General features: G+C 45.1%; 20 protein-coding genes. 11 read left to right on the top strand and 9 right to left on the bottom strand.

Features of this window, described 5'->3' with window-relative positions:
- Window positions 1-41 precede the first annotated feature (41 nt).
- From ICN48_RS10715 to ICN48_RS10755, 9 genes are all read left to right on the top strand, one after another.
- On the top strand, window positions 42-698 hold the full coding sequence (locus ICN48_RS10715) for a hypothetical protein (RefSeq protein ID WP_216153682.1): 657 nt from the start codon (window positions 42-44) through the stop codon (window positions 696-698).
- A 25-nt stretch (window positions 699-723) separates the two neighbouring features.
- Window positions 724-1,611, top strand: a complete 888-nt coding sequence (locus ICN48_RS10720; RefSeq protein WP_216153683.1) for a hypothetical protein — start codon at window positions 724-726, stop codon at window positions 1,609-1,611.
- 19 nt (window positions 1,612-1,630) lie between these two features.
- Window positions 1,631-2,707 (top strand): ATPase, T2SS/T4P/T4SS family, encoded by a 1,077-nt coding sequence (locus ICN48_RS10725; protein ID WP_216153684.1) that lies wholly within the window; start codon window positions 1,631-1,633, stop codon window positions 2,705-2,707.
- Between the two features lie 26 nt (window positions 2,708-2,733).
- On the top strand, window positions 2,734-3,732 hold the full coding sequence (locus tag ICN48_RS10730; RefSeq protein WP_216153685.1) for a hypothetical protein: 999 nt from the start codon (window positions 2,734-2,736) through the stop codon (window positions 3,730-3,732).
- Window positions 3,733-3,775: 43 nt separating this feature from the next.
- Window positions 3,776-5,026, top strand: a complete 1,251-nt coding sequence (locus ICN48_RS10735) for a hypothetical protein (RefSeq protein WP_216153686.1) — start codon at window positions 3,776-3,778, stop codon at window positions 5,024-5,026.
- Window positions 5,027-5,049: 23 nt separating this feature from the next.
- Window positions 5,050-6,939, top strand: coding sequence for a hypothetical protein (locus ICN48_RS10740; RefSeq protein WP_216153687.1), 1,890 nt, complete (start codon window positions 5,050-5,052; stop codon window positions 6,937-6,939).
- Window positions 6,896-7,681 carry a hypothetical protein gene (locus ICN48_RS10745; protein WP_216153688.1) on the top strand — a complete coding sequence of 262 codons (786 nt, stop codon included), beginning with the start codon at window positions 6,896-6,898 and terminating at the stop codon, window positions 7,679-7,681. The genes ICN48_RS10740 and ICN48_RS10745 overlap by 44 nt, the downstream gene beginning before the upstream one ends.
- Window positions 7,678-8,505 (top strand): A24 family peptidase, encoded by an 828-nt coding sequence (locus tag ICN48_RS10750; RefSeq protein ID WP_216153689.1) that lies wholly within the window; start codon window positions 7,678-7,680, stop codon window positions 8,503-8,505. The genes ICN48_RS10745 and ICN48_RS10750 overlap by 4 nt, the downstream gene beginning before the upstream one ends.
- 69 nt (window positions 8,506-8,574) lie before the next feature.
- The gene (locus ICN48_RS10755) at window positions 8,575-10,374 is read left to right on the top strand and encodes a hypothetical protein (RefSeq protein ID WP_216153690.1); all 1,800 of its coding nucleotides are present in this window, start codon (window positions 8,575-8,577) and stop codon (window positions 10,372-10,374) included.
- A 37-nt stretch (window positions 10,375-10,411) separates the two neighbouring features.
- Here ICN48_RS10755 and ICN48_RS10760 read toward each other — a convergent pair whose 3' ends face one another.
- The 5 genes from ICN48_RS10760 to ICN48_RS10780 form a co-directional block, all read right to left on the bottom strand.
- On the bottom strand, window positions 10,412-11,089 hold the full coding sequence (locus ICN48_RS10760) for a hypothetical protein (protein ID WP_216153691.1): 678 nt from the start codon (window positions 11,087-11,089) through the stop codon (window positions 10,412-10,414).
- 71 nt (window positions 11,090-11,160) lie between these two features.
- Window positions 11,161-11,535, bottom strand: a complete 375-nt coding sequence (locus ICN48_RS14115) for a PIN domain-containing protein (RefSeq protein WP_216153692.1) — start codon at window positions 11,533-11,535, stop codon at window positions 11,161-11,163.
- Entirely contained in the window at window positions 11,532-11,732 is a 201-nt protein-coding gene (locus ICN48_RS10770; RefSeq protein ID WP_216153693.1) for a type II toxin-antitoxin system VapB family antitoxin, read from the bottom strand. The genes ICN48_RS14115 and ICN48_RS10770 overlap by 4 nt, the downstream gene beginning before the upstream one ends.
- 90 nt (window positions 11,733-11,822) lie before the next feature.
- A complete protein-coding gene (locus ICN48_RS10775) occupies window positions 11,823-12,242 on the bottom strand; it encodes a type II toxin-antitoxin system VapC family toxin (protein WP_216153694.1) in 420 nt (139 codons plus the stop codon).
- Window positions 12,243-12,250: 8 nt separating this feature from the next.
- Window positions 12,251-12,508, bottom strand: a complete 258-nt coding sequence (locus ICN48_RS10780; RefSeq protein WP_216153695.1) for a type II toxin-antitoxin system Phd/YefM family antitoxin — start codon at window positions 12,506-12,508, stop codon at window positions 12,251-12,253.
- Window positions 12,509-12,920: 412 nt separating this feature from the next.
- On the opposite strand from ICN48_RS10780, the gene ICN48_RS10785 reads away from it, so the two are divergent.
- Entirely contained in the window at window positions 12,921-13,697 is a 777-nt protein-coding gene (locus ICN48_RS10785; protein WP_216153696.1) for a substrate-binding domain-containing protein, read from the top strand.
- A gap of 139 nt (window positions 13,698-13,836) precedes the next feature.
- Here ICN48_RS10785 and ICN48_RS10790 read toward each other — a convergent pair whose 3' ends face one another.
- The 4 genes from ICN48_RS10790 to ICN48_RS10805 all read right to left on the bottom strand — a co-directional run bounded on the left by ICN48_RS10790 (window position 13,837) and on the right by ICN48_RS10805 (window position 18,503).
- Window positions 13,837-16,950 (bottom strand): ATP-binding protein, encoded by a 3,114-nt coding sequence (locus ICN48_RS10790; protein ID WP_216153697.1) that lies wholly within the window; start codon window positions 16,948-16,950, stop codon window positions 13,837-13,839.
- Between the two features lie 29 nt (window positions 16,951-16,979).
- A complete protein-coding gene (locus ICN48_RS10795) occupies window positions 16,980-17,327 on the bottom strand; it encodes a hypothetical protein (RefSeq protein ID WP_216153698.1) in 348 nt (115 codons plus the stop codon).
- 259 nt (window positions 17,328-17,586) lie between these two features.
- Window positions 17,587-17,871, bottom strand: a complete 285-nt coding sequence (locus ICN48_RS10800) for a hypothetical protein (protein WP_216153699.1) — start codon at window positions 17,869-17,871, stop codon at window positions 17,587-17,589.
- Between the two features lie 77 nt (window positions 17,872-17,948).
- Window positions 17,949-18,503, bottom strand: coding sequence for a lytic transglycosylase domain-containing protein (locus ICN48_RS10805; RefSeq protein WP_370624211.1), 555 nt, complete (start codon window positions 18,501-18,503; stop codon window positions 17,949-17,951).
- 176 nt (window positions 18,504-18,679) lie between these two features.
- On the opposite strand from ICN48_RS10805, the gene ICN48_RS10810 reads away from it, so the two are divergent.
- Window positions 18,680-20,011, top strand: coding sequence for a type IV secretory system conjugative DNA transfer family protein (locus tag ICN48_RS10810; protein WP_216153700.1), 1,332 nt, complete (start codon window positions 18,680-18,682; stop codon window positions 20,009-20,011).
- The last annotated feature ends 86 nt before the right edge of the window (window positions 20,012-20,097 follow it).

The following is a 20,097-nucleotide window of genomic DNA, read 5'->3' on the forward strand; positions in this document are numbered from 1 at the left end:
ACATCAACCGAATGAAATAACACCTTAAATAGGAGTCAACCATGAAATACACAAATCACTTAAGACAAATCTATCAACATATTAAGCATTCGTTAGCAGTGCACAAATCGACAGTACCCGCATCAACACAAGAGGGTAATACCCAAATGTATATGTGGATTGCAGTACTGGCGTTGGTGGCGATTATGAGCACGGTAATCGGCCTTAATTGGAACTCATCGAAATCTAAAGCCACAGCCATGTATGAATCTATGCAAAACGTGAATAAGGCGCTTGAAATTGCTGTTCTAGATATTAGCTGCTTTCCTATGACGCCAAATGTCCTTTTTGATAGCACTCAAGCGACTGCAGCTAATAGCTATTGTGGTGTAGCAGCCACTACGAGTTGGAATGGACCCTATCTAAAGGCTAAGCCAGTAGATGGCAACGGCAATATCAAAATGCCAAATGTTAACTCCGATAGCGTCATCTCAATTGGCAGAGTAGCAACAACGGTAAATAACATGAATTGGATTTATTACACCCAGGTTAACGATGTTCCTAATGATGTCCTACAACAGGCAATGAAATTGTGTTCAAACTCAGCCACTAATGCCAATGCCGGCAATATTGCTGCGCAACTTCAGACTCAGCCTTGCGGATATACGGCTGGCGCATCGACAGGTAGCTTTTATACCTACATCAATATGACGCAGTAAGAAAGGAATTGGCTGGGTCTTGAGAATGAGCGAGCACACTAACATACCGACTAAGGAAAAGGGCAATGCGATAATGCTCTCGGCTATTGCGATCATGATTGCAATGCTTGCATTAGCACAAGCAATTGGAACTCAAGTACGACAAAAGACCCTTGCCTCTGATGCGAAGATTAAATCTGCGTATGTAGCCAGTATTGCATCGCGCATTCAAAGTGCGTACGCAATAACCATTTCTCAACTTAATACCGCCAATATCGCTAGCGCACCTTTATCGGCACTGGTTACTGGTGGCGATACGCAACCCGTTTCCGGAGCCGCTATTTTGAACGGTATCGGTGAGTTATCGCCGCATTACGGACTTAAAGTTGCGAGTTCGAATTCGATTTCCCTTGGCTTTAATCAAGCTCCCGTTGCGCGAATAATTGCAATCTGGATACCCCCTACAGGGCATGTTGATACCAGCTCAATTAATCCTGTTACCGGAGTCTTTACAGCCGATCCAAGCGTGTTATATCAAGCACAGGTCAATGGAGTTGCCTTACAAACAAGCGCCTATGGGGCTACTCAAGATGCCTTAACTGCTGCAAGACAATCTTTTCAGCGATATTTTGTGACTCGCCGCCTCGCCACGGGAAACGATGCCCAAAATTTTTATAGGGCCGCCAACTGTGGAACCCCGCTTCCCGTCGAATTGCCTTGTCTTGATACACCCACCACCTTAACTGCTTCAATGGTTAATGGTGCAGGCATCAACTTCCAAGGTCTATTGGATGGCTGGGGAGGCACCCTGCAGTTTGCGAATCCAAATAGCGGAAATGCACCCTTTACAGCTTCCATATCAGCTCAAATTCCCTATGGCGCAGTTGGATCGGGCAATACCCGTCTATTAACCACCACTATTGATCAACCCTAACCAATTTCTGTATTTAGCCATGACCACCATCAATCTAGAAAATCCGCTTTCTCTAATTTTGCAAGATATTTTGAAGGACCCATCTGTCACGGATATTGAGCTTCAGGAATTCAGTTCAATTTGGATTCGAAATGAAAATGGCTTTGGACGCTGGGGGGCTGAACCCCTAGCTTTTAATGTTTTAAAGGAATTTCTAAGCTCGCAAATATATGGCGGCAACAAACCAGAAGAAGCGCTTTCCCATAAAGGCGGATCGGATGACGCCGGGATTGTGCTCGGTCAAACCCGCATGCGCGCGACAATTTATGTTGCAGGGGGACTTCTCAATCTCATTTTGCGTGTTCACCCAAAGCGAATTTTGCAATTTGAGGAGTTAGGATTGCCATCGCAGATACTGGAATATGCAATGCGGCCAGTTGGCATCAATCTCGTTACGGGCGGCTTAAATTCTGGCAAGTCCACCACATTGCATTCGATTATCGATTACCTCAATCGCACACAGGCGCTTAATATTCTGACGCTTGAAGATCCAATTGAACCAAAACATGTCGACATTAAATCACGCGTCATTCAACGTGAGGTGGGGGAGGGCAAGGACTGCATTTCTTTTGAGAAGGGGTTGGAAGCAGCCCTGCGTAGTGACATTAACGTTCTATTGGGCGGCGAGATTCGAAATGCTCAAACCATGGCTTTTATGATTGAGGCGGCCAGGACCGGGCAATTATCCATGGCGACCGTTCACACCAATGGCGCCATGGAAACTGTTTCGAGAGTTGCGGGATTTTTTGAGGGAGCCAACAGAGAGGCCGCGTTACAGGGTCTGTCAGAACTCCTCAATATTGTGGTGTCTCAGGTACGACTTCGCGACAAGGATAAAAAAGTGGTAATTGCTTGCGAAATTTTGATTCCAACGCCAGCGATTCGTAATGCGATTAAAGAAAACAAGATGAACACCATCTATCAAGAGATGATGGGAAATCCGAGTCATGGCCATGTATTGCTCAATAGCAGTTTGGCAAAATTAGTTCTAGAAGATCGCATTACTTTAGAGCAGGCTAAATCGGTTTCGCGCAATCCTCACGATTTAATTGTCTAAGAATAATCATTAAAGCCATGCTCAAAATGTCATTTTTAATATCAATTAAAGATTGCTTAAGGCCAAAGCAAGATGGGCGGGAGCGTGGTCAAACGGCAATGTATTCGCTACTGGTTGCAATCACTATATTTGCCCTATTTATGCTACCTGTTGGTGAGGCATTCTCAAACGCCCAGGCATTTTACTCAAAACTAGAAACACAAAACCGTCTATCTGACATTGCTGGAGCAATTACCAATGCCTACACGGCCAATACCAAATTGGTTGAGTCGCAAACTGGAGCTGTATTGGTATTGCCGCTAGGAACAATGTCTCCAGTCGCTCCGCAAGTGCTTTCTGGCGGGACTCGCATGTGCTTAAGCAATAGCGCAACTTTAGCTCCGCTTGCAACTTACACCAACCTATCAACTTCTATTGTCTATAAGGACGGATATGGTAAACCCATGTGCTTTCTTATATCCAGTCAACTCTCGACAACAACTAGCGGTCAAACAATTTATTACCATAATATTGCGATTATTTCTGCCGGTCGTGACGGTTCAATTGCCCCATCAACCGCATTGACAGCATCCGGAGCCTTGGTAACCGGAGGTGATGATCAAGGGCGATTAATCGATGGCAGTAGCATTAATAGTGGGCAAATGACCATAACTTTAGCGCGCATGAATGCATTGGTTTCAGCGCTACAGAGCTATTTCTATGGTCGATACCAAAGCAACAGTAACCGCGATCCCAGCCTAGACTACTTCACAAATGCCTCCGATACAGTTGGCATTATTCCCGATACCGGTGGAGTGCCGATACTAGCCACTAACGCCAATTTATTGGCAGCCTTAGGGTTATCGGGCCAAGCATTGCAAGATGGTTGGGGAAATGTATTTACCTTTGATAACAGCTCTAGCCTAGTTAGAAATCCTAGCAACCTGAATGGCGTTGCTTATACAAACGCGCCTTTCACATCACAAATTTGCACCACTTTACCTGGCGGCCAATCTTTGTGTCTATCAGCCCTAGGGTCCTATTAATGTCAACACAAATCATCATCGCCATCTCACAGCAGGAGACTTTATGAAATATCAATTACAAACCCGCCTTACCCTTTTGGCCGTGCAACTAGCCATAACGGGAGTTGTCATTTCTAGCAATGCATTTTCTGCCGATGTGGCTGCTGGGCAAGCGCTAGAAGGCGGTTCGGGGCCCATTGATCAGAACAAAATCAAGCAAAATACCCAAAAGCCAAAGTTAGAGCCTCTTAGATCTGACCCAAATGCCTTGTTGATGGGTAAATCAAAGACGAATGCAACTCCAAAAGACTCAAAAGATGTTGTCAAAGAGGATGTAAAAGTCGACGTAAAAGAGCAAAAGCCCAATCCATTTGGAGGTAGTGAAGTTGGTGCGGCGCCAACCACAAAGGATGGGGCGGCAAGCAATCGCTCGGCGACTCAAAAAGCTTCTCAATCAGCCACCCAGAAGGCCGACGACGAGTCTCATATCAACCCTATGACTGGCAAGACAATGAGCGTTGAGGATTTGGATATGCGATTGGCTAAAACCACCAAACTTGCCCTAATAGCCGAGCAGGAAAAACGAATTCGCGAACTTACCCCAGCGATACCAGGCGTTGCAAACACTCAGGGCGCCAGTCAGGGCAACAGTCCGCCCGCCGCCCCAATCCAGGCCCAAGCACAAGCCCAAAAGATACCGACACTCTCTAAAAAGGAAAAGCTTGCTCTCGAAAAAATGGAAAAGGAACGACGCGCTCAAGCGGCAATGCCTCCGCCAGCACAATATCCGCAGCTTGTTGGGTTAATGAATCAATCCGGGCGAACTATGGCCATGATTTCATTAGGAGGGGAAACTGTTGTGGTTGGCAAGGGCGAAATGGTTTATGGCAGGCATATCGATGCTGTTGACGATCGCGGTGTAATTATTTCAGGAATGCGCATTGGACTGAATAATGCCTTGGAAGCCACACGATTTACTTCTGTTGATGAGCAAAAGGTTCCCTCCGCTGGCGCTGGTAATAATGGCACCAGCGGAACTACCGCGGTAAGTGCGATTGCGCGTGTTAGCACCAGCTCAACAATCAACGCAGACGGCACAAGCGGCCAAAATCGCATCGCAACGGGCGCAGGAGCCGCGCCAAATTACAGCGGCCCGATGCCAGCCCCGCTAGGCTCAGCAAACCCCATGGCCAACACAGGGTCACCACAAGTAAGCACAGCGCCAACGACGCCCGTTCGCAATTCAATAGTTCCGGGCTCAATTTCTGGCGCCAATATCCCCAGCTCACCAAGTGCAAATAACCCTGCCAATTAATTTGTTAACTGAAATTACTCAATATGAAACTAAATAGGAGCAGTAGTGCAATATTGCGCATCTTGGGCGGCGCTCTTTTGTTAACTTGCTTGACCTGCCTGGGTGCTGGGCCAATCACGCCAGGTCATAGCCTGCCGAACACAACCATTTATGGCAATGAATTTACAACATTAAATGTTTCACAATCGGTGAGTTATGGCGCTGGCGGCGCAATTTCTAACTCAATTATTGCAAACTTAGGTCAGCTCATAACAACGGGGACGCAGATTGATGTTATCGGTCCAAACAATGTGAGTTCTACAGTGGCATCCTCATTGCAAATGTGGGTAGCCAGTAATTATGGAACTCAAACCCAAGGCGCCATTGTCGCCGCCGCAAAAAATTATCTCGTTTACAGTGCACCAAACATCATTTCCAATCTCAAAACTGCGCTGGCATCAACGACTGCAAAAACTGCAAGCTATCAGTATTCGCAGACCGTCCAGGTAACTGGAATTGCTGGCAACAGTCAATTGGTGTGGACGCTATACATAGACCCAATGGGCAACGCCTTATATGGTGATCCGATTGTTATCCCAGGTACACCTGTTTATATTTCAGCAACCTACACACCATTAGCGGTAGGTCAAGGCCTGCCACAAGGCTGGCAATATCCCAATGCTGGCACACTGCAATATCAGGTAATCCAAATAAGCAACGGCCAGCCTGTTGGCACCGTGCAGAGCGTTAATGTAGCTGGCGCATATGATGCGCCAGCTCAAGTTATTGGTGGTGCAGCCATCGATCCAGACGCAGGACTTAGGTGCCTTCTGAATAAGGCAAGTTCAGGTGCCTGCGTACAGGGCTATATCGACATTGCCACTGTAATTAGCAATGCAAGCGCTAGTTATGCTTTTGTTAATTATGTGCGCGCATTAACACCGGTTTATTCACAAAATGGCAATGGGACTTCGTCGCCTACCATGTCGATTAACTATAACCAGCGAATTCTTCATGTGGCAAGCTGCACTAGCGGAAGCTATCAAAATATTGGAACCTATGGATACGCATTAAATCAAAAGACCGATCGCTATTTTGATTTGCCAACGGGGCAATATAGTCTTATCTCCTCTACCAGCTCCACATCTCAATCGCCGACACAAAGCTTTGATTTAACAAAAGCCATTACCGGTAGTCAGTCCGCAACACTAGCCTCACAGGTTATTGATTTCTTAACTGCAGGAAATCCATTAGTCGCAACTAGCCAGATCCCTCAAATTGGCTATCTGGCCCCAATTACGCAATCAGGTTATAACGGGGCATCACTTGCAAACTGGACTTCGGCGACCAGAACGGGCACCTATGCATCCGTTAATTTTTCTGTCTCTTGTGATTTCTCGACGGGAACCATTAACTTATGGACTTACTGGAGCGCTTATTGGGGGCAAGGCCAACACTTTGTAGATGGCGGCGTCACCACAGCCATTACTAATATTGATCAAAACTATCCTATCTATCTAATCAATGGTGTCGGGTTTGCTCATTATTGGTCTGGAGGAGCCCCATATATCGCACGGTTAGATGCAAGCAATAATCTGTGGATCACAAAAAACGGCGATCCATGGTGGGACTTCAACGGCCACTGGGAGACATATTCAGCAGAGGCCGCTTTTAATACAAGTCTTTACTATGCCTATCCTCAGCTCGCGCCTGATTACGCATTGGAAGCTCCTTGGGGTGCCCCCCTTACAGGAACATGCTGGGATGATTACGGCCCCTTCAGCTGCACTACAGGTACAGAGTATTACACCCATTATCTCTTAGGACTTAATCTCACCACCGGTCAACCAATCACAACAGTAATAGATTTAGGCGATTCTTGCTCCGTCTATGGATGCTATGACGGAGGAGGTGGAGGTGGAGGCGGCGGTTGATGGAGTTATGGATAAGTTAAAGATGAAAAAAACAACGTTACTTTACGTTTTTCTCCGCCTCGCACCAATTGCATATTGGTTAATTTGTATTCTAGCTAGCGTAGTAGGCTTTGGCCTGGTTTTCGGTGTTTCGTACTTAGTCTACATCTCCGCCGAACCATGGCAATTTAGCTTGGATACCTTAATTAACTGGCGGCAGCATTTTGATGGAGGTCCGTCATCCATGGTGGAGTTATGCGGGGTTTTATTGCTGGGTGCGTTTTTAACTTCTGTCACGGGGATGAGTCTGCTTTTTTATGAAGGCACTTCAATCGAATTTAATTCGCCAACGTCTGCTACGTTTCATATGAGTTTTCTAGATACGCTATTAAATTGGATTAAAGCGTATTTTCTATTTCCATTCTCAAGGGCAGATAGATTGAAGTATGTACGAGCCTACAAGCAACGCTTAATCGATACAAGACGGACTTGGCTCGTTCCGCTACTTATTTCGTTAGGAGTAAAGAGGGTTGTTATCAAGTCGCATTTTTTTGGAGTTGCAGAAGATCGCTGTAGGTTAAAAATGATTGCCATGTTTGGCAATGCCATAGAGTCTTTGGAGATTGGGGTTTTGAGGCGGACTCCATACTTTGACCGCCTTCAATATTTTATTTTTGAATGGATGGGTGCGACTATTCGCAATAAGTCCCGCACGATCGTAGTAAATCTAAAGCCGATAACCAATTTAAAGGCGGTTAAATGACTTACACCAACAGTCGATCGCGCGTAACATCCATCATTCAATTATTTGAGGCATTCGCCTTTTTGGGTGCAAATAGGTTGGCCAAAAGAATTGCCGCCTCTTACCCGGATTGCAAAATATATCCGAAAAGTCCTTTGGCATTGACATTGGCCACGCTCACCTGGGTTCTTTTAATTGTGCTCTCGCTATCTATGGTGCAAGCTTCTGCCGGAATGTTTTCCGGCACACTGCAGCTGGTTTATTTTCTAGAGTTTATTCGATTGATGCTTTTGCTTGGGCTGCTATTTTCACTGTTGACATTAGCGCTCGTCGATTGGCGAATTCATCTGCTGCCAGATATTCTAACCAAGCCTTTATGGCTGTTAGGTTATCTCTACTTTTATATGGGCCAATGGAAAAGTTTTAAGATTTCCAGTCTTGGAGCTGCGTTTAACGGCCAGCCATTTTCTTCTAGTCGGTATGCGGTCGATCACCTCCTTTTTTGGCTTACGTGGCTCATCGCCCCGTTCATGGTCTATGGCTTTTTTTGGCTTGTTGGTAAATTTGGTCAAATGGGGCAGGGGGACGCAAAGCTGGCAGGTGTCATTACGGCATGGTTTGGTGGCTGGGCGTTTGCAGGCTACATGCCTTCCATTTCATATCAAGCACTATTGCTTATTGCCTCCTTTAGTTTTTTAGATGTTTGGTTTTTGAGAAAAGCGTTGGCCAAGCAGCATGCTGATGAAAGCGCGCAGGTGGAACCCACATCCTTTTTCACAACACCTTTTGCCCTTGGCCCTAGTTTAATTTTTGGAGTGCTCATCTATTTGATTGACTCTCTATAAGTCGCCGCATTTCCTATCCTTTTTCGTCAACTCTTAATCACCACTCTTTCCTTGCAAATGAAGGCTCTCATGTCTAAATTGACTAAACCATTATTTTTTACTTCTTTTCGTCAATTTAATTTGATTGAGCAGACCGCATCCTTGACTCCAGAACCAACTTTGCGCAGGATGTTTAGAAGGGCAGTAGGGTGCCTAGTATTAATTACACAACTTGCAACCGTCTTGGTTCCCGGCATTCAGACGGCTAACGCAGCTCCTGGAGAAATTGTCTATGACACCAGCTCGAAGGGCAATGACCTTACTCGTATTGGCAATTGGTTCAGAAACCCGGACGGCAACTCATGTCGGATTAAGTCTTATCACCCTAGCTATAAATGGACCACATTAGCCAGGCTAGATAATCGTACGCCCGGCATTTCCATGCAGTTGATGCATCCAGGCAAGGGCTGGATTAATTACAACAACTCCATTGCAGCAATGCTAGGAACTCCTGATGAGGCGATGGGGCAGGTCTTCCAGATCCGTGATAACGCGCCGATTAATTATGTCTTTGGGCGATGGGACAACAGCCTAAATCAACTTCGCGTAGATGTAGTTCAACTTATTCGAAAGAATGATGGGTTTGTGTATGTTGAGACAAGGCCCTACACTCCGTGGAATGGTGTAGCACATATGGTTTCGGCCTATAACGATTACGCTCAAGAGTTTAAGACTAGTACCGATGCGGCCTGCGACTGGGGAAATAATCCCTATATTGGCATGGGCAATAGTGATGGCGGTACCAAAGCTTCTGTGGCGGCAATCTTTACATCGTCAGTGCCGCCCTCGCCTGGTAGCGGGCCGACCGACCCAGTTTTTTATAACGTAGGGTCGTTGGCTGCTGCCGAGGTAATCATGGGTCAGGCGTCAAGACCCTATTTTGATGCTTCCAGGCCAGCCTTGGCAATTTTGGCAACTACAAACCTAAACATACAGCAGTGGACTAGCACCTCCGGAAACTTCTTCTCTCAAAGCGTAACGCAACATGTGCAAGCATATGCCGGCTCCAATTGGTTTGTTGGACTGCCACTTGCACAACAGGTTAACGGCACCAACCCTGCGTATTGCGTCTTCAATGTGACCAGTTGCGATGCTTTGGGGCATGTGGTGTTTTCAGGACTCTCATGGAGACAATGGAGTGGTGGCAATATGCCATCTGGACAAGACCTCATTTATAACTATTCACAGACCAATAGCGGATTTACGCTAGGATTCTTTACGGTCATCATTGCAGTGGCTGCTACTGCAGTAACCGCTGGTGCGGGAGCCGCACTAGTTCTTGCTGAAATGCCGGGTGTAATAGGTGCTGTCGATGCTATTGGGGTTGGCATAGCTGCTGGCGCAGCCTACGCAGGGGGCACTCTCGCCACATCACCTGGGGCCAAATCTATTACTGACATATCCAATGGAATTGGGGCAGGCGTAAGTGGTCCGATCGGGGTTGCCGCGTCACCTGCAAATGGGGTGCAGGCCGGCATCAATAGTGCAATTCAAAATACGGTGATGGCGCCAGGTGGCATGAGTAATTCCATCAGCGCTAATAAGCAACTTTATCAAGGAAATTGTCCGGCCAACTACACCAACGCACAATGCCAGGCAGCAGGATTAACGCCAGGCGCAATCCCTAGGGCTGATGGTTGGCGTAATGGCGATGCAGCAAAAATGCAGCGAGACTCATCAAGGGTTGCTGCTTGTAATGCACAATATGGACCCAATGGCGTTCAGCCAAGCGGGAGTGGGGCGGTTAACCAATGTATTTCTCATATGATCATGAACGCGCCAAATCAACCATATGGAACTAAGCCGGCTTATTCGTTGCCGACTGACTAATGCAAAATATACCAACTACATTTTTAACTAAATTTGATTATTGGTAGGCTTGTACAGCCTCTTTTTGCTCAAGTCGAGCTTTGAGAACCTTGCCTAGCTCGTCAAGGTTCTCACCATAGACCTGGGCAAAACCTTTTCCAAGTATTCCTGAAACTTGATATATGTTTGAGCTATAAGCCACCTGAATATTTGGCTTATTTGAGAATTCAACATTTATCAATTGATCGCTTGGAAGCCTCATCCCCATTCCATCCAAGTGAAATGCCACCCACGATTTCAACACTTCAACCTTGACCGGCGTAGCTTCAACATTGGAGTTATCGGAAACCACCTGGTAACCTGCTAAGCGAAAGGCATTAGTTACGACATCTTTAAATTTACTGGCAACAGTTTGACCCTCTGGCAGCATCACATTAGCGCGCTCATATTTGCAGCCTTGCCTTGCAAATACTCTGCTAGTTAATGCCTTGTCGTGGTAATCCCCGTCCACTGAAGGTTGGTCGCATTGACCGCTAACAAAAGGTCCGAAATCACGCCTATCCTCTACGCTAACAATTTTCACTGCTGGTCCATTTGTAGGGTTTGCCACAGATGGAATATCAATATTCGCAACGGTAGGGGTGAGGGCGCAGCCGGTCAAGAGGATGGTTGCAAGTAAACCGCTAAGCAATAGCATTCGCTTGATTGAGTTTGATATTTTATTTGCTTGCGTCATTTACCCCTCCTATATTGTTTTAACGCTTACCGGATTTTATGGGTTGACAATTGCCGGTGATTTTCATGCTCTTAATGCAACTTCTTTTTACTTGCAACTTTGAGGTCTAAAGCTGCCGACTGCAAGCGAACATCGCCTGACCAAAGGTTTGCTCCTGGCGTCAAAATCAATGATGTAAGTAGGTGGGCATCAACGTAACCAATGCCCTTTCCCATGAGTTTTCTTGATTCAATAAGGTGTAGAACCTCATCATTTCTTGCAACCCTAAGCATGGGTAAGGCCGCCAACAAGGAAAGGGTCGTGGCTCTATTTTTTAGGTGTCCGCAAGATAGTTCCCCTAAGATAAAAGGGTGCGTATAGATGCGGCTTTCTTCCAATAGAGTGGAGAGATCATCGCTTTTCGCTCTTAGGTGATCTATCCAAATGGAGGTGTCGACCAAGATCATTTGGCTTTAACACTTTGACGACGCGGGGCAGCGCTTGCTTTGGGGTCGCTACCACCCAAAAGAGCTAAGCGCTTTGCACTCTCACGCTGTATCAAGGCCCTCAACCCCTCGCGAATCAGCTCATTATTACCATAAGATTGGCATAAGGCTTGAGCCTGTTCGAGTAGGGACTCATCGATGGTAATGGTTGTACGCATTTCTTTTCCTTTAATGTGATGTTAATTATAGCATCATTTGATGCTATATTAAATCATTTTTTACAGCTCATCAAACACTACGAGAAGTTGTCAGCTCATATTCATTTCGGATTTAAATGGATTAAATAACGCGACTTTAAATCGCTTGAAATCTTTTTCATTTCTAGTGACTACGGTGAGCTTATGGGCAATGGCTGTAGCAGCAATCATTGCATCTTCTATCACGGTGTTGCTTTGCTTGTGCATGATTTGCCCCCAAACTCTAAATGCTTGAGCATCCATTGGAATGACATTGATCGTTAAAGAGATTTCGTTAAGCCACATCTCAATGGCATGAGCTTTTTCAGGGTCTTGCGCCCTGGTGTTTTCAATCCCAGAGGCAATCTCACCAATGGTGACTGCTGATATTGCTATATCGGCATCCGGTATAGATTGCAACCAAGCCAGAACTCCGCCATGTGGTTTTGGTTTGCGTAACTCGGAAACAATGTTGGTATCCAGTAAGTACATTGCCACCCTTAGAAGGAAACTGACTTGCGGCGAGATGCTTGTCCGCGCCGTGGAATCGAAAGCTCTGCTTTGAAGTCATCGGTCAGGAGTAGGGCCTTTAGCGTTGGTTTATTAGAGGCCTTGAGTTTTCTCCATTCACCGATGGGCACTAGCACGGCTTCCTCGGCACCCCTACGAGTAACAACCTGAGGGCCTTCGCTCATGCAGGAATTAAGAAATTCACTAAACCTCGCTTTGGCATCTTGCACTGGCCATGTATTTTTCATTCTGACAATCCTTTAAAAACTAGTTATTTGACTAGTTTAATATGATTTACCAAGATACGCAAGCACTAGTGAATTCGAGCTTAAATTTGCACTAAACATTGTTATTTTGTATGCTACAAATTAAATTTGTCTTGGTTGGGAGTCAATGAGCCGCAGTGCCAATTAGGTCAATTGCCATTACCTCGTCATTCGATAACTCGGACTTAACCCGCTCAAAAGACTTTATTTGAGGTAGGTCTCTCCAAAAAAGGAAGGGGGAAGCAAAGCAATCCGCCTAACGGATGCGCCCATAGTTCCCGGTAGATTAACTGGTGGCGACATGCCAGTGCGACAATTCAATAGCACTGATTAATAGGTCACATAAATGGCGCCTTTAGCTCAGCAAATTTCTGATAATAAAAATGGACACATAATGAATTTAACGCTTGTGCGATACGCACTTACTATTTTCGCCTCATTGGTCTGCACATCTATATATGCAGTGGAGATTCAAGTGCTCAGCTCCGGTGGCTTTGCCCAGGCTTGCAAAGAATTGGCCCCCAAATTTCAAGAGCAAACAGGCAATATATTAATCTTAACCCGAGGACTCTCAAATGGAACTAGCAATGATGCCATTCCTATGCGCTTAGAGCGTGGCGAGGATATCGACGTAGTCCTTATGACAGGGGGATCTCTTGATGATCTAATGACTCAAGGAAAACTACTTGCTGGCAGCAAAGTTCTGTTGGCGAACTCTTTGATTGCTTGCGCAGTAAAGCAGGGAAAACCCAAGCCCAATATCAGCACTGCGGCCAAACTCAAGGACGCATTAATTGAGGTAAAAACAATGGCTTACTCAAATGGCGCCAGCGGAGAATATATCAAAAATGGCTTAATGACTAGATTAGGCATTAAAGACCAGATGGCTAACAAATTAAAGCTAACAGCCATTCCCGTTGGAGAGGTTATCGCAAGTGGTGGCTCTGAAATTGGCTGCCAGCAACTTAGTGAGCTAAAGGAAATCAAGGGAATTGAAATTATCGGACTGCTCCCTCAAGAGTTGCAGTTAGTAACGCCACTTTTTGGTGCTATTGTTGCTAGATCTAAAGTGCCAACACAGGCAAAAGAGTTATTGACCTTTTTAAGCTCCCCTTCAAATGCTCATGTATTGGCTGGGACTGGATTAACCCCGGTTTTGCAAAGTAATTAAGTCTTGGTTGTTGATGCCCCAATAATCTTGATTTGATAGGTTGACAGCCTTGTCATGACTAATGATGCCTAGTTAGGGAATTCCGTATGGGTAATAGTCAGCAGGCAGCAATGGAATTACGTTGGCTCTGTTGGGGGGGTCACAAAAGAGAAGCATTCGATCCTCCAAGGCCAATATCTTGGGCAACACTAGACCCGGATTGCAAGAATCTGCCCAGTAAGCCAGAGGGGCGACCCGGTTTTAATGGATTAAATAATTCGCAATTACCCATCACAATAAAACTATCCTTCGAGCGGGAGACGGCAACATTAAGCATGTTTGGTGCTCGATCAAACATCATGCCCCCTGAATATGTTGCGCCATAGGTTGGGGAGAAGATAACTATTTCACGCTCAGCACCCTGCAAAGCGTGCACCGTACCAATTGTTAGCTTAGAGCCTTTTCTGGCAAATTCAGGAATTTCCTCTCTAATTACTTTTTCAATTGCCCTGGCCTGAGATGCGAAAGGGGTTACAACACCGACTAACTTCCATAGTGGCGTTGGAATACCGCCTTTATCGGGATAGTGTTGCTCAATGATGCTTCTATTAACCTTCAGCCATCTCACAATGGCCCTTGCCTCTACTAAATTTTGACGGCTAGAGCCTAATTTTCTATCTGTCCCAGCAATATTCATATTTCCCAAGGCTGGCAAAATACGATCCTCATTTGGTATCGACGGTCGCTTGGGCTCCAAGCGACCAGAGTAGATTAGCTTGTTGCAATAAGCAATTATTTCCGGAACGCATCTGCGGTGCTCGGTTAACATTAAGCCTGCAACATCTTCATACTTTTGAATTAGGCAGGATTCATTGGCAATCCGCATTAGGCTGCCACTTGCAGCAGAATATCCGCCTCTAACGATCTCATCGTATGTAGAGTCATGTGGACTTGGAATGATTCCATATTTAGTAGCATTTGCCCTGTCAGTTGACTCTCCAACATTCCAAACCGGCTCAATCTGATTCACATCGCCAACCACTAAGGCCTTTTTTGCCAGCGCAAACAATGATGCCCCAACATCAGGCGATACCTGTCCTGCCTCATCCACAATTAATAAATCTATTGCATTCCAAAATGGCATATCTTCACCTTGCCATGCTGTAAAAAAAGCTGGCGCAATGTGAAAGTTTGAAACGAGGCAAGGAGATAGTTTCGCAAAACGCCTATATTTCTTCTCTAACTTTGCCCTACCTTTTGTATCGCTTTCATTGCTTACGATTTTCGTTCTAACCTCTAAAAGCCATTTACCCGTCCAATAGTGATCGCATAGTCGAAAAATGGGCGCTCTTACAGCTAAATCCAACCAGTCATTGAGATTAATTAGTGAGATATTTTTTTGCTGAGAATAATTTTCCCCAAGGGCAGCGCCCCAGCGCACTAAGAGGGTATGAATTTTCACTTGCTCTTCAAAAGCGCGCTTCTTTCTAGACTCCGCTTCAAGTCCAATCTGCAAATGGAACTCTTGGGACTCCGACAGTTTGCCCACAATGACTTTGTGGTTCTCGTTGGTATGTATCCTATTCTTTTTAAAATGGTCGGCCTCCACTTCACTTCGGTCATTCAAACTTTCGGTAAGCCTATTGGCTAGCAGCTGTTGTCGATCTCTAGCATTTCTTTTTCGCCTAACTACCGGGATAAATAAAAATAAATCAAGCCATATAGATGATTTGCTGATGTAGGCATTCCACATCAATTCAGCATGCTTAATTTCATCCATTAAAAGAGCATGGTTTTTAATTTCTTGTGCCATTTCTTGATCAAGCTCAAGTATCTTTTGAGTCATAGATGCAATTACTAAAGCCTGTTCTTTTTGGATTTCAATTAGCTCGTTTATAAGCTTATGGCAGGAGGATTCGGCTCCATCTTGCAAAGATTGACCTGTTGAATTATAAATTTCATAACGAATACTAATGATTGCCTTAAGATTTTTTTGCTTAAGACGCATTTCATCGTGAATATTTGCTACAACCTCTTCGATTGAGAGTTGAGTTACCTCATAATAATCACCGGCACTTTTAAGGTAATATTTTTCCGCCTCCTCAAGTCCTTCAACGCTTTCATGCTCACTAAATGGTTGACTTCCATTAAGGGTGCAGCTGGGGTGCTGGCTTTCTCGCGTTTCAGATGCCAAAAAAAGCCCAAAACCACCCCCGTAAGGGTGCCACCGCTTATGACCGATTTCATCGCATATTTTGGCAAAACTTTCTAAAACATTTTCAACGGCCTTGACATTTGTTGAGGCAACAACAATAAGGGGGCATTCTTTTTCCCCTAATGCAGCCTCAATCCACATTTGGGCAATTACACTTTGAAGTAAAGTTGTTTTGCCAGTTCCTGGGGGCCCATTTACAGAAAGAATCTGTCCTGGCTTCAGCGTAACCAGCTCAACCATAGACTCGCGCTGCGACGGTGAAAGCGGGTAATCTTTGTTGATGTGCCCAAGGCAATTGGTATATGCGCTTTTAGCGCTCTCAATCGACAAAGGACTTCGGCGAGCTTTCTTTTTTAGCGATATTAAACTGTCAAGTAGCGGCAATTTAATATCATCATCATGGATTGCGTCATAAAGCTTAATCAGGTGCCTTGCTATCACTGGCGGGTCATAGGGCACGCCATGCCACTCCGACACCAGCTCATAGCCCTCCAATGAGTAAATCGGAAATGCCTCGTCAACAATGGGGAGCAGGGGTAAAGTGGCGCTAGTAACTACCCCAAATAATTTCGAGGCCGCATTAAGGGAGTCTTTTAGCGACACAGGCTTTATGGGTATGCTGCTGTAAAAACCATCATAGTCATCAAGGTGACCAATGGTGGGCGTTTTCAGACTAGGCTCTAGCAGCTCTCGAGGAATCCATGGGTGACGATCCGGGTCGGGAATGAGTTTGCCCCTGCGATCCAGTAAGCAGGGTATGCACAATATGCTATAGCCTTTTGACGCGTCCTCAGCGCGATGCTTAATGCCGTGACTTGATTTTTCCGATAGCCTTCCGCCAATCAATACAAAGGGTATCGTATTGCTTTGCTCCCTTACATACTTGCTTTGCAGAAATTGTGCATTTGTCCACGCCTCAATGCTTTGATCTCGGACCTTAATTTGCCATACATCACCAAGGCTGACCACTTCAATTGGCTTACTGGTTTCTGGAACTTCAGGGTGCAGTAAACCCACCTCAGAAAGCGAGGCCCTCCAATATGAGACATTAATTTTCATTGCATTAAACTTTATATGGAAATCAGACGTCAAATAACCAACGGCAATCGATAATTCTTGCAACTCTTCAGTACGTAACTGGCCAGCTGCATGCGAATTACTTTTAATTCATGTGCCGACTGAAGCACTTCTGCCACTAGAGGCGGCAAAGATTGGCGCGTCTGATTATCGGAATTAATTTTTTGCAGCAAATAGCCTCCTAGATACTCTAGGTTTTGTTCGGAACTGCTAATTCGAATGCAGGCGGCCAGAATGCTGGGTTCTGCGCCATATTTAGGATGAAATGGCGTTGATAATACTTTAGAAAACTGGCTCCAAAGCAATTCACAATCATGGTGAATTACGGCTAAATTATCGTATTGAGAAGTCATTTCCATAGAATAGTCTCATTATTAAAAACGGGATCACATTCTTATTTCAGGGTCGCATTTTTAGAAAATCGACTTATGGAGATTCTGCTGGCACACAAGAGACATTTCCAGCGTCGTCTAGTCACGCCATTGTTTTTATAGGCTTGAAAAACGCCACCCTCGATGGTGCGGTCACATTGACAGGAAGTGCAATAGCGCTTTTCAGGTGAAGAGCTTTGAGTCTTAGCGCAATTGATAGCTCTGATGAGCGCCTTACATTCTTTCATTAATGCATAGCAGTACTTACTGGAGTCGCAATATTGGGGTCAACCATAACGGTTGGCCATAAGAGATCAAATAGAGCCTTGGCCTCCATTCTCATCTCGACAGACTCTGGGTGACTATGAATTGTTGTCTTCATCATCATGATGAACGCAAGCATCAATTCGGCCATATTGGCGCTCTCTAGATGGGGCAATATTTGATGTAGGGCATCAATTACGATATGGCCAACTTTTTCTTGATTGATTTGACACTTTAGATGCTCGGAGATATTGAGTTTAGCGGTCATGCGTTCCTTGACTAAGCAGAAGAGGGTAGCCCTCTATTAAATCAACCAAAGAGCTTGTCCTTTAAATATTGTATTGCCTAAAGTCCGCCAGCCTTCATTTCGTTGTAAACCCACAAAACATTGTTAACGTATTCGATAGTGGCTGGATAGGGCGGTATTCCGCGGTAATTTCGCACGGCTCCTGGGCCGGCATTATATGCAGCCAATGCTAGCCGCCAATCACCAAAAGTGCGCCATTGCTGCGCGAGATAGCGTGCACCTGCAGTACTACTGCTGGCGCTATTCCATAAATAATCAGGATGCACACCCACTTCAGTCGCCGTTCCGGGTAGAACCTGCGTTAGACCGCGAGCGCCCTTGTTAGAAAGAGCGCTAGCGTTGTAATTCGATTCTATGGCAACTACTGCATGCAAAAGTGCGGGCTCCATACCAACTTCTTTTGCCGCCTTTCGTATATTGGGCTCAGCAAGCCAATAATTTCTTATTACTTCCTGACATCCTAGATTTCTTTTATTTATTTCTACTGTTTTAAGGCATTGAACTAAGTTTTGAGGACCCATAGCCTGAGCGCCAGAAACAAAGAATAAAAGGCATATACATAAGCCCGCATTGAATTTAAAGGTTAGCTTCACTCTTTTCCCCTTGCTCTAACAAGGTCCCAGTCTATTATTCGCTCATTTTATCTGAATATCAGTACGCTTTGAAATTGATTTTGCCAAATTCTGATACTCTATGGGCTAATTTCTCGATCACCTCTATTGTTAGAGCAATAGGGGTTGGCATATGATCATTGGATTCAGGAGTATGAATGAAGTCTTTATCGCCTCACTGGCGTTTTTTCTGGATTAGTGTTGGCCTATTGGCCCTCTTTCCCTTGGTGGAAATAGTTGCTGGGTTTGTTTGGTATATCCCATATCATTTAAATCCTTTTAACGCGGGATTATTTGGATGGATTGATGGTTATTACGACTATCAAAACGGTCATCTAGAAAACCAAGGCTGGAGATTGTTCAACGCTTTGGTTGTTTCGGTGTTAATAGTTTATGGCGTTGCATTAACGATAGGTTACTGGATTTACCGCGCATACTTTGCTAGAAAACTTCACGGGGATGCCAACTGGGCCAATCGTGTCGATATTGAGAAAGCTGGGCTGCTATCAGATAGCGGATTCTTAGTAGGGCGGTATAGCGGGCAGTTCTTAAAATTTGCAAAGGCAAGTTTTATTATGCTTTTTGCTCCAACTCGATCTGGTAAGGGGGTTGGACTCGTTATCCCGAATCTTTTGAATTCAGACAATTCGACGGTCGTATTGGATTTAAAAACCGAAAATCACTACATCACAAGCGGCTATCGAGCGGAGGTTCTTGGTCATCAAGTATACCTATTTTGCCCATTTGCCGAAGATAAGGACGAGACTAAGGTAGAAAATCCTACACCTCAGACCCATCGCTACAACCCATTGTCAATCGTGCGAGGAGGCGTATACCGCGTAACAGATATTTTGTCAGTTGGTTACATTCTTTGGCCAAAGGTTGGAGGCAAGGAAAGCTTTTGGAATGATCAAGCACGCAATCTCTTTCTAACTTTGTGCCTGTTGGTTTCAGATATAAGCAATCAACGCAAAAAAGAGGGGCAGTCTGAATTGCCAGAATACCCATTAACTATTGGCGAAACCCTTAGACAGTCTGCTGGCCGTGGTTCTGGGTTAGCACTTCCAGATTACCTTGCGCATTTAATCAAAACCTACAATTTTTGGTCTGCTGAATTTTTAGAATCTGCTAGCCGTTTTTTATCGAACTCTCCAGAAACGCTAGGAAATATTAAATCCTCTTTTGATGCGCCCCTATCAATCTGGCAGAGCCCTTTAGTCGATGCCGCAACTAGTGCGAGTGATTTTATTTTAGCTAATTTACGTCGCCAGAAAATCACAATTTACTTCGGCATCACACCCAATGCATTATCCGAAGGGCAAGTGCTTGTAAATCTTTTTTTCTCGCAACTAATAACCCTTAATACCAAGACGCTTCCTGAACATGATGCCAGCCTGAAATACACTTGTGATTTGTTGCTCGATGAGTGTCCAGCAGTAGGCAAGATTGTTAGGGAAACACAGATTTATTCACCCCTCATGACAACCTAAGCATCCCATCAAACGTTATTTACTGATCAACTCCAATCGAGATCAGTAATGACCAGCGCAATCAATCCACAACTTAGTTTTGCTCA

Source organism: Polynucleobacter sp. JS-Safj-400b-B2 (assembly GCF_018881975.1).
Taxonomy (GTDB): Bacteria; Pseudomonadota; Gammaproteobacteria; order Burkholderiales; family Burkholderiaceae; genus Polynucleobacter.

Excerpts from the sequence above, each read along its gene's own strand:
- ICN48_RS10715 (WP_216153682.1), top strand. The coding sequence starts at position 42 with ATGAAATACACAAATCACTTAAGACAAATCTATCAACATATTAAGCAT.
- ICN48_RS10720 (WP_216153683.1), top strand. The coding sequence starts at position 724 with ATGAGCGAGCACACTAACATACCGACTAAGGAAAAGGGCAATGCGATA.
- ICN48_RS10725 (WP_216153684.1), top strand. The coding sequence starts at position 1,631 with ATGACCACCATCAATCTAGAAAATCCGCTTTCTCTAATTTTGCAAGAT.
- ICN48_RS10730 (WP_216153685.1), top strand. The coding sequence starts at position 2,734 with ATGTCATTTTTAATATCAATTAAAGATTGCTTAAGGCCAAAGCAAGAT.
- ICN48_RS10735 (WP_216153686.1), top strand. The coding sequence starts at position 3,776 with ATGAAATATCAATTACAAACCCGCCTTACCCTTTTGGCCGTGCAACTA.
- ICN48_RS10740 (WP_216153687.1), top strand. The coding sequence starts at position 5,050 with ATGAAACTAAATAGGAGCAGTAGTGCAATATTGCGCATCTTGGGCGGC.
- ICN48_RS10745 (WP_216153688.1), top strand. The coding sequence starts at position 6,896 with ATGGATGCTATGACGGAGGAGGTGGAGGTGGAGGCGGCGGTTGATGGA.
- ICN48_RS10750 (WP_216153689.1), top strand. The coding sequence starts at position 7,678 with ATGACTTACACCAACAGTCGATCGCGCGTAACATCCATCATTCAATTA.
- ICN48_RS10755 (WP_216153690.1), top strand. The coding sequence starts at position 8,575 with ATGTCTAAATTGACTAAACCATTATTTTTTACTTCTTTTCGTCAATTT.
- ICN48_RS10760 (WP_216153691.1), bottom strand. The coding sequence starts at position 11,089 with ATGACGCAAGCAAATAAAATATCAAACTCAATCAAGCGAATGCTATTG.
- ICN48_RS14115 (WP_216153692.1), bottom strand. The coding sequence starts at position 11,535 with ATGATCTTGGTCGACACCTCCATTTGGATAGATCACCTAAGAGCGAAA.
- ICN48_RS10770 (WP_216153693.1), bottom strand. The coding sequence starts at position 11,732 with ATGCGTACAACCATTACCATCGATGAGTCCCTACTCGAACAGGCTCAA.
- ICN48_RS10775 (WP_216153694.1), bottom strand. The coding sequence starts at position 12,242 with ATGTACTTACTGGATACCAACATTGTTTCCGAGTTACGCAAACCAAAA.
- ICN48_RS10780 (WP_216153695.1), bottom strand. The coding sequence starts at position 12,508 with ATGAAAAATACATGGCCAGTGCAAGATGCCAAAGCGAGGTTTAGTGAA.
- ICN48_RS10785 (WP_216153696.1), top strand. The coding sequence starts at position 12,921 with ATGAATTTAACGCTTGTGCGATACGCACTTACTATTTTCGCCTCATTG.
- ICN48_RS10790 (WP_216153697.1), bottom strand. The coding sequence starts at position 16,950 with ATGAAAATTAATGTCTCATATTGGAGGGCCTCGCTTTCTGAGGTGGGT.
- ICN48_RS10795 (WP_216153698.1), bottom strand. The coding sequence starts at position 17,327 with ATGGAAATGACTTCTCAATACGATAATTTAGCCGTAATTCACCATGAT.
- ICN48_RS10800 (WP_216153699.1), bottom strand. The coding sequence starts at position 17,871 with ATGACCGCTAAACTCAATATCTCCGAGCATCTAAAGTGTCAAATCAAT.
- ICN48_RS10810 (WP_216153700.1), top strand. The coding sequence starts at position 18,680 with ATGAAGTCTTTATCGCCTCACTGGCGTTTTTTCTGGATTAGTGTTGGC.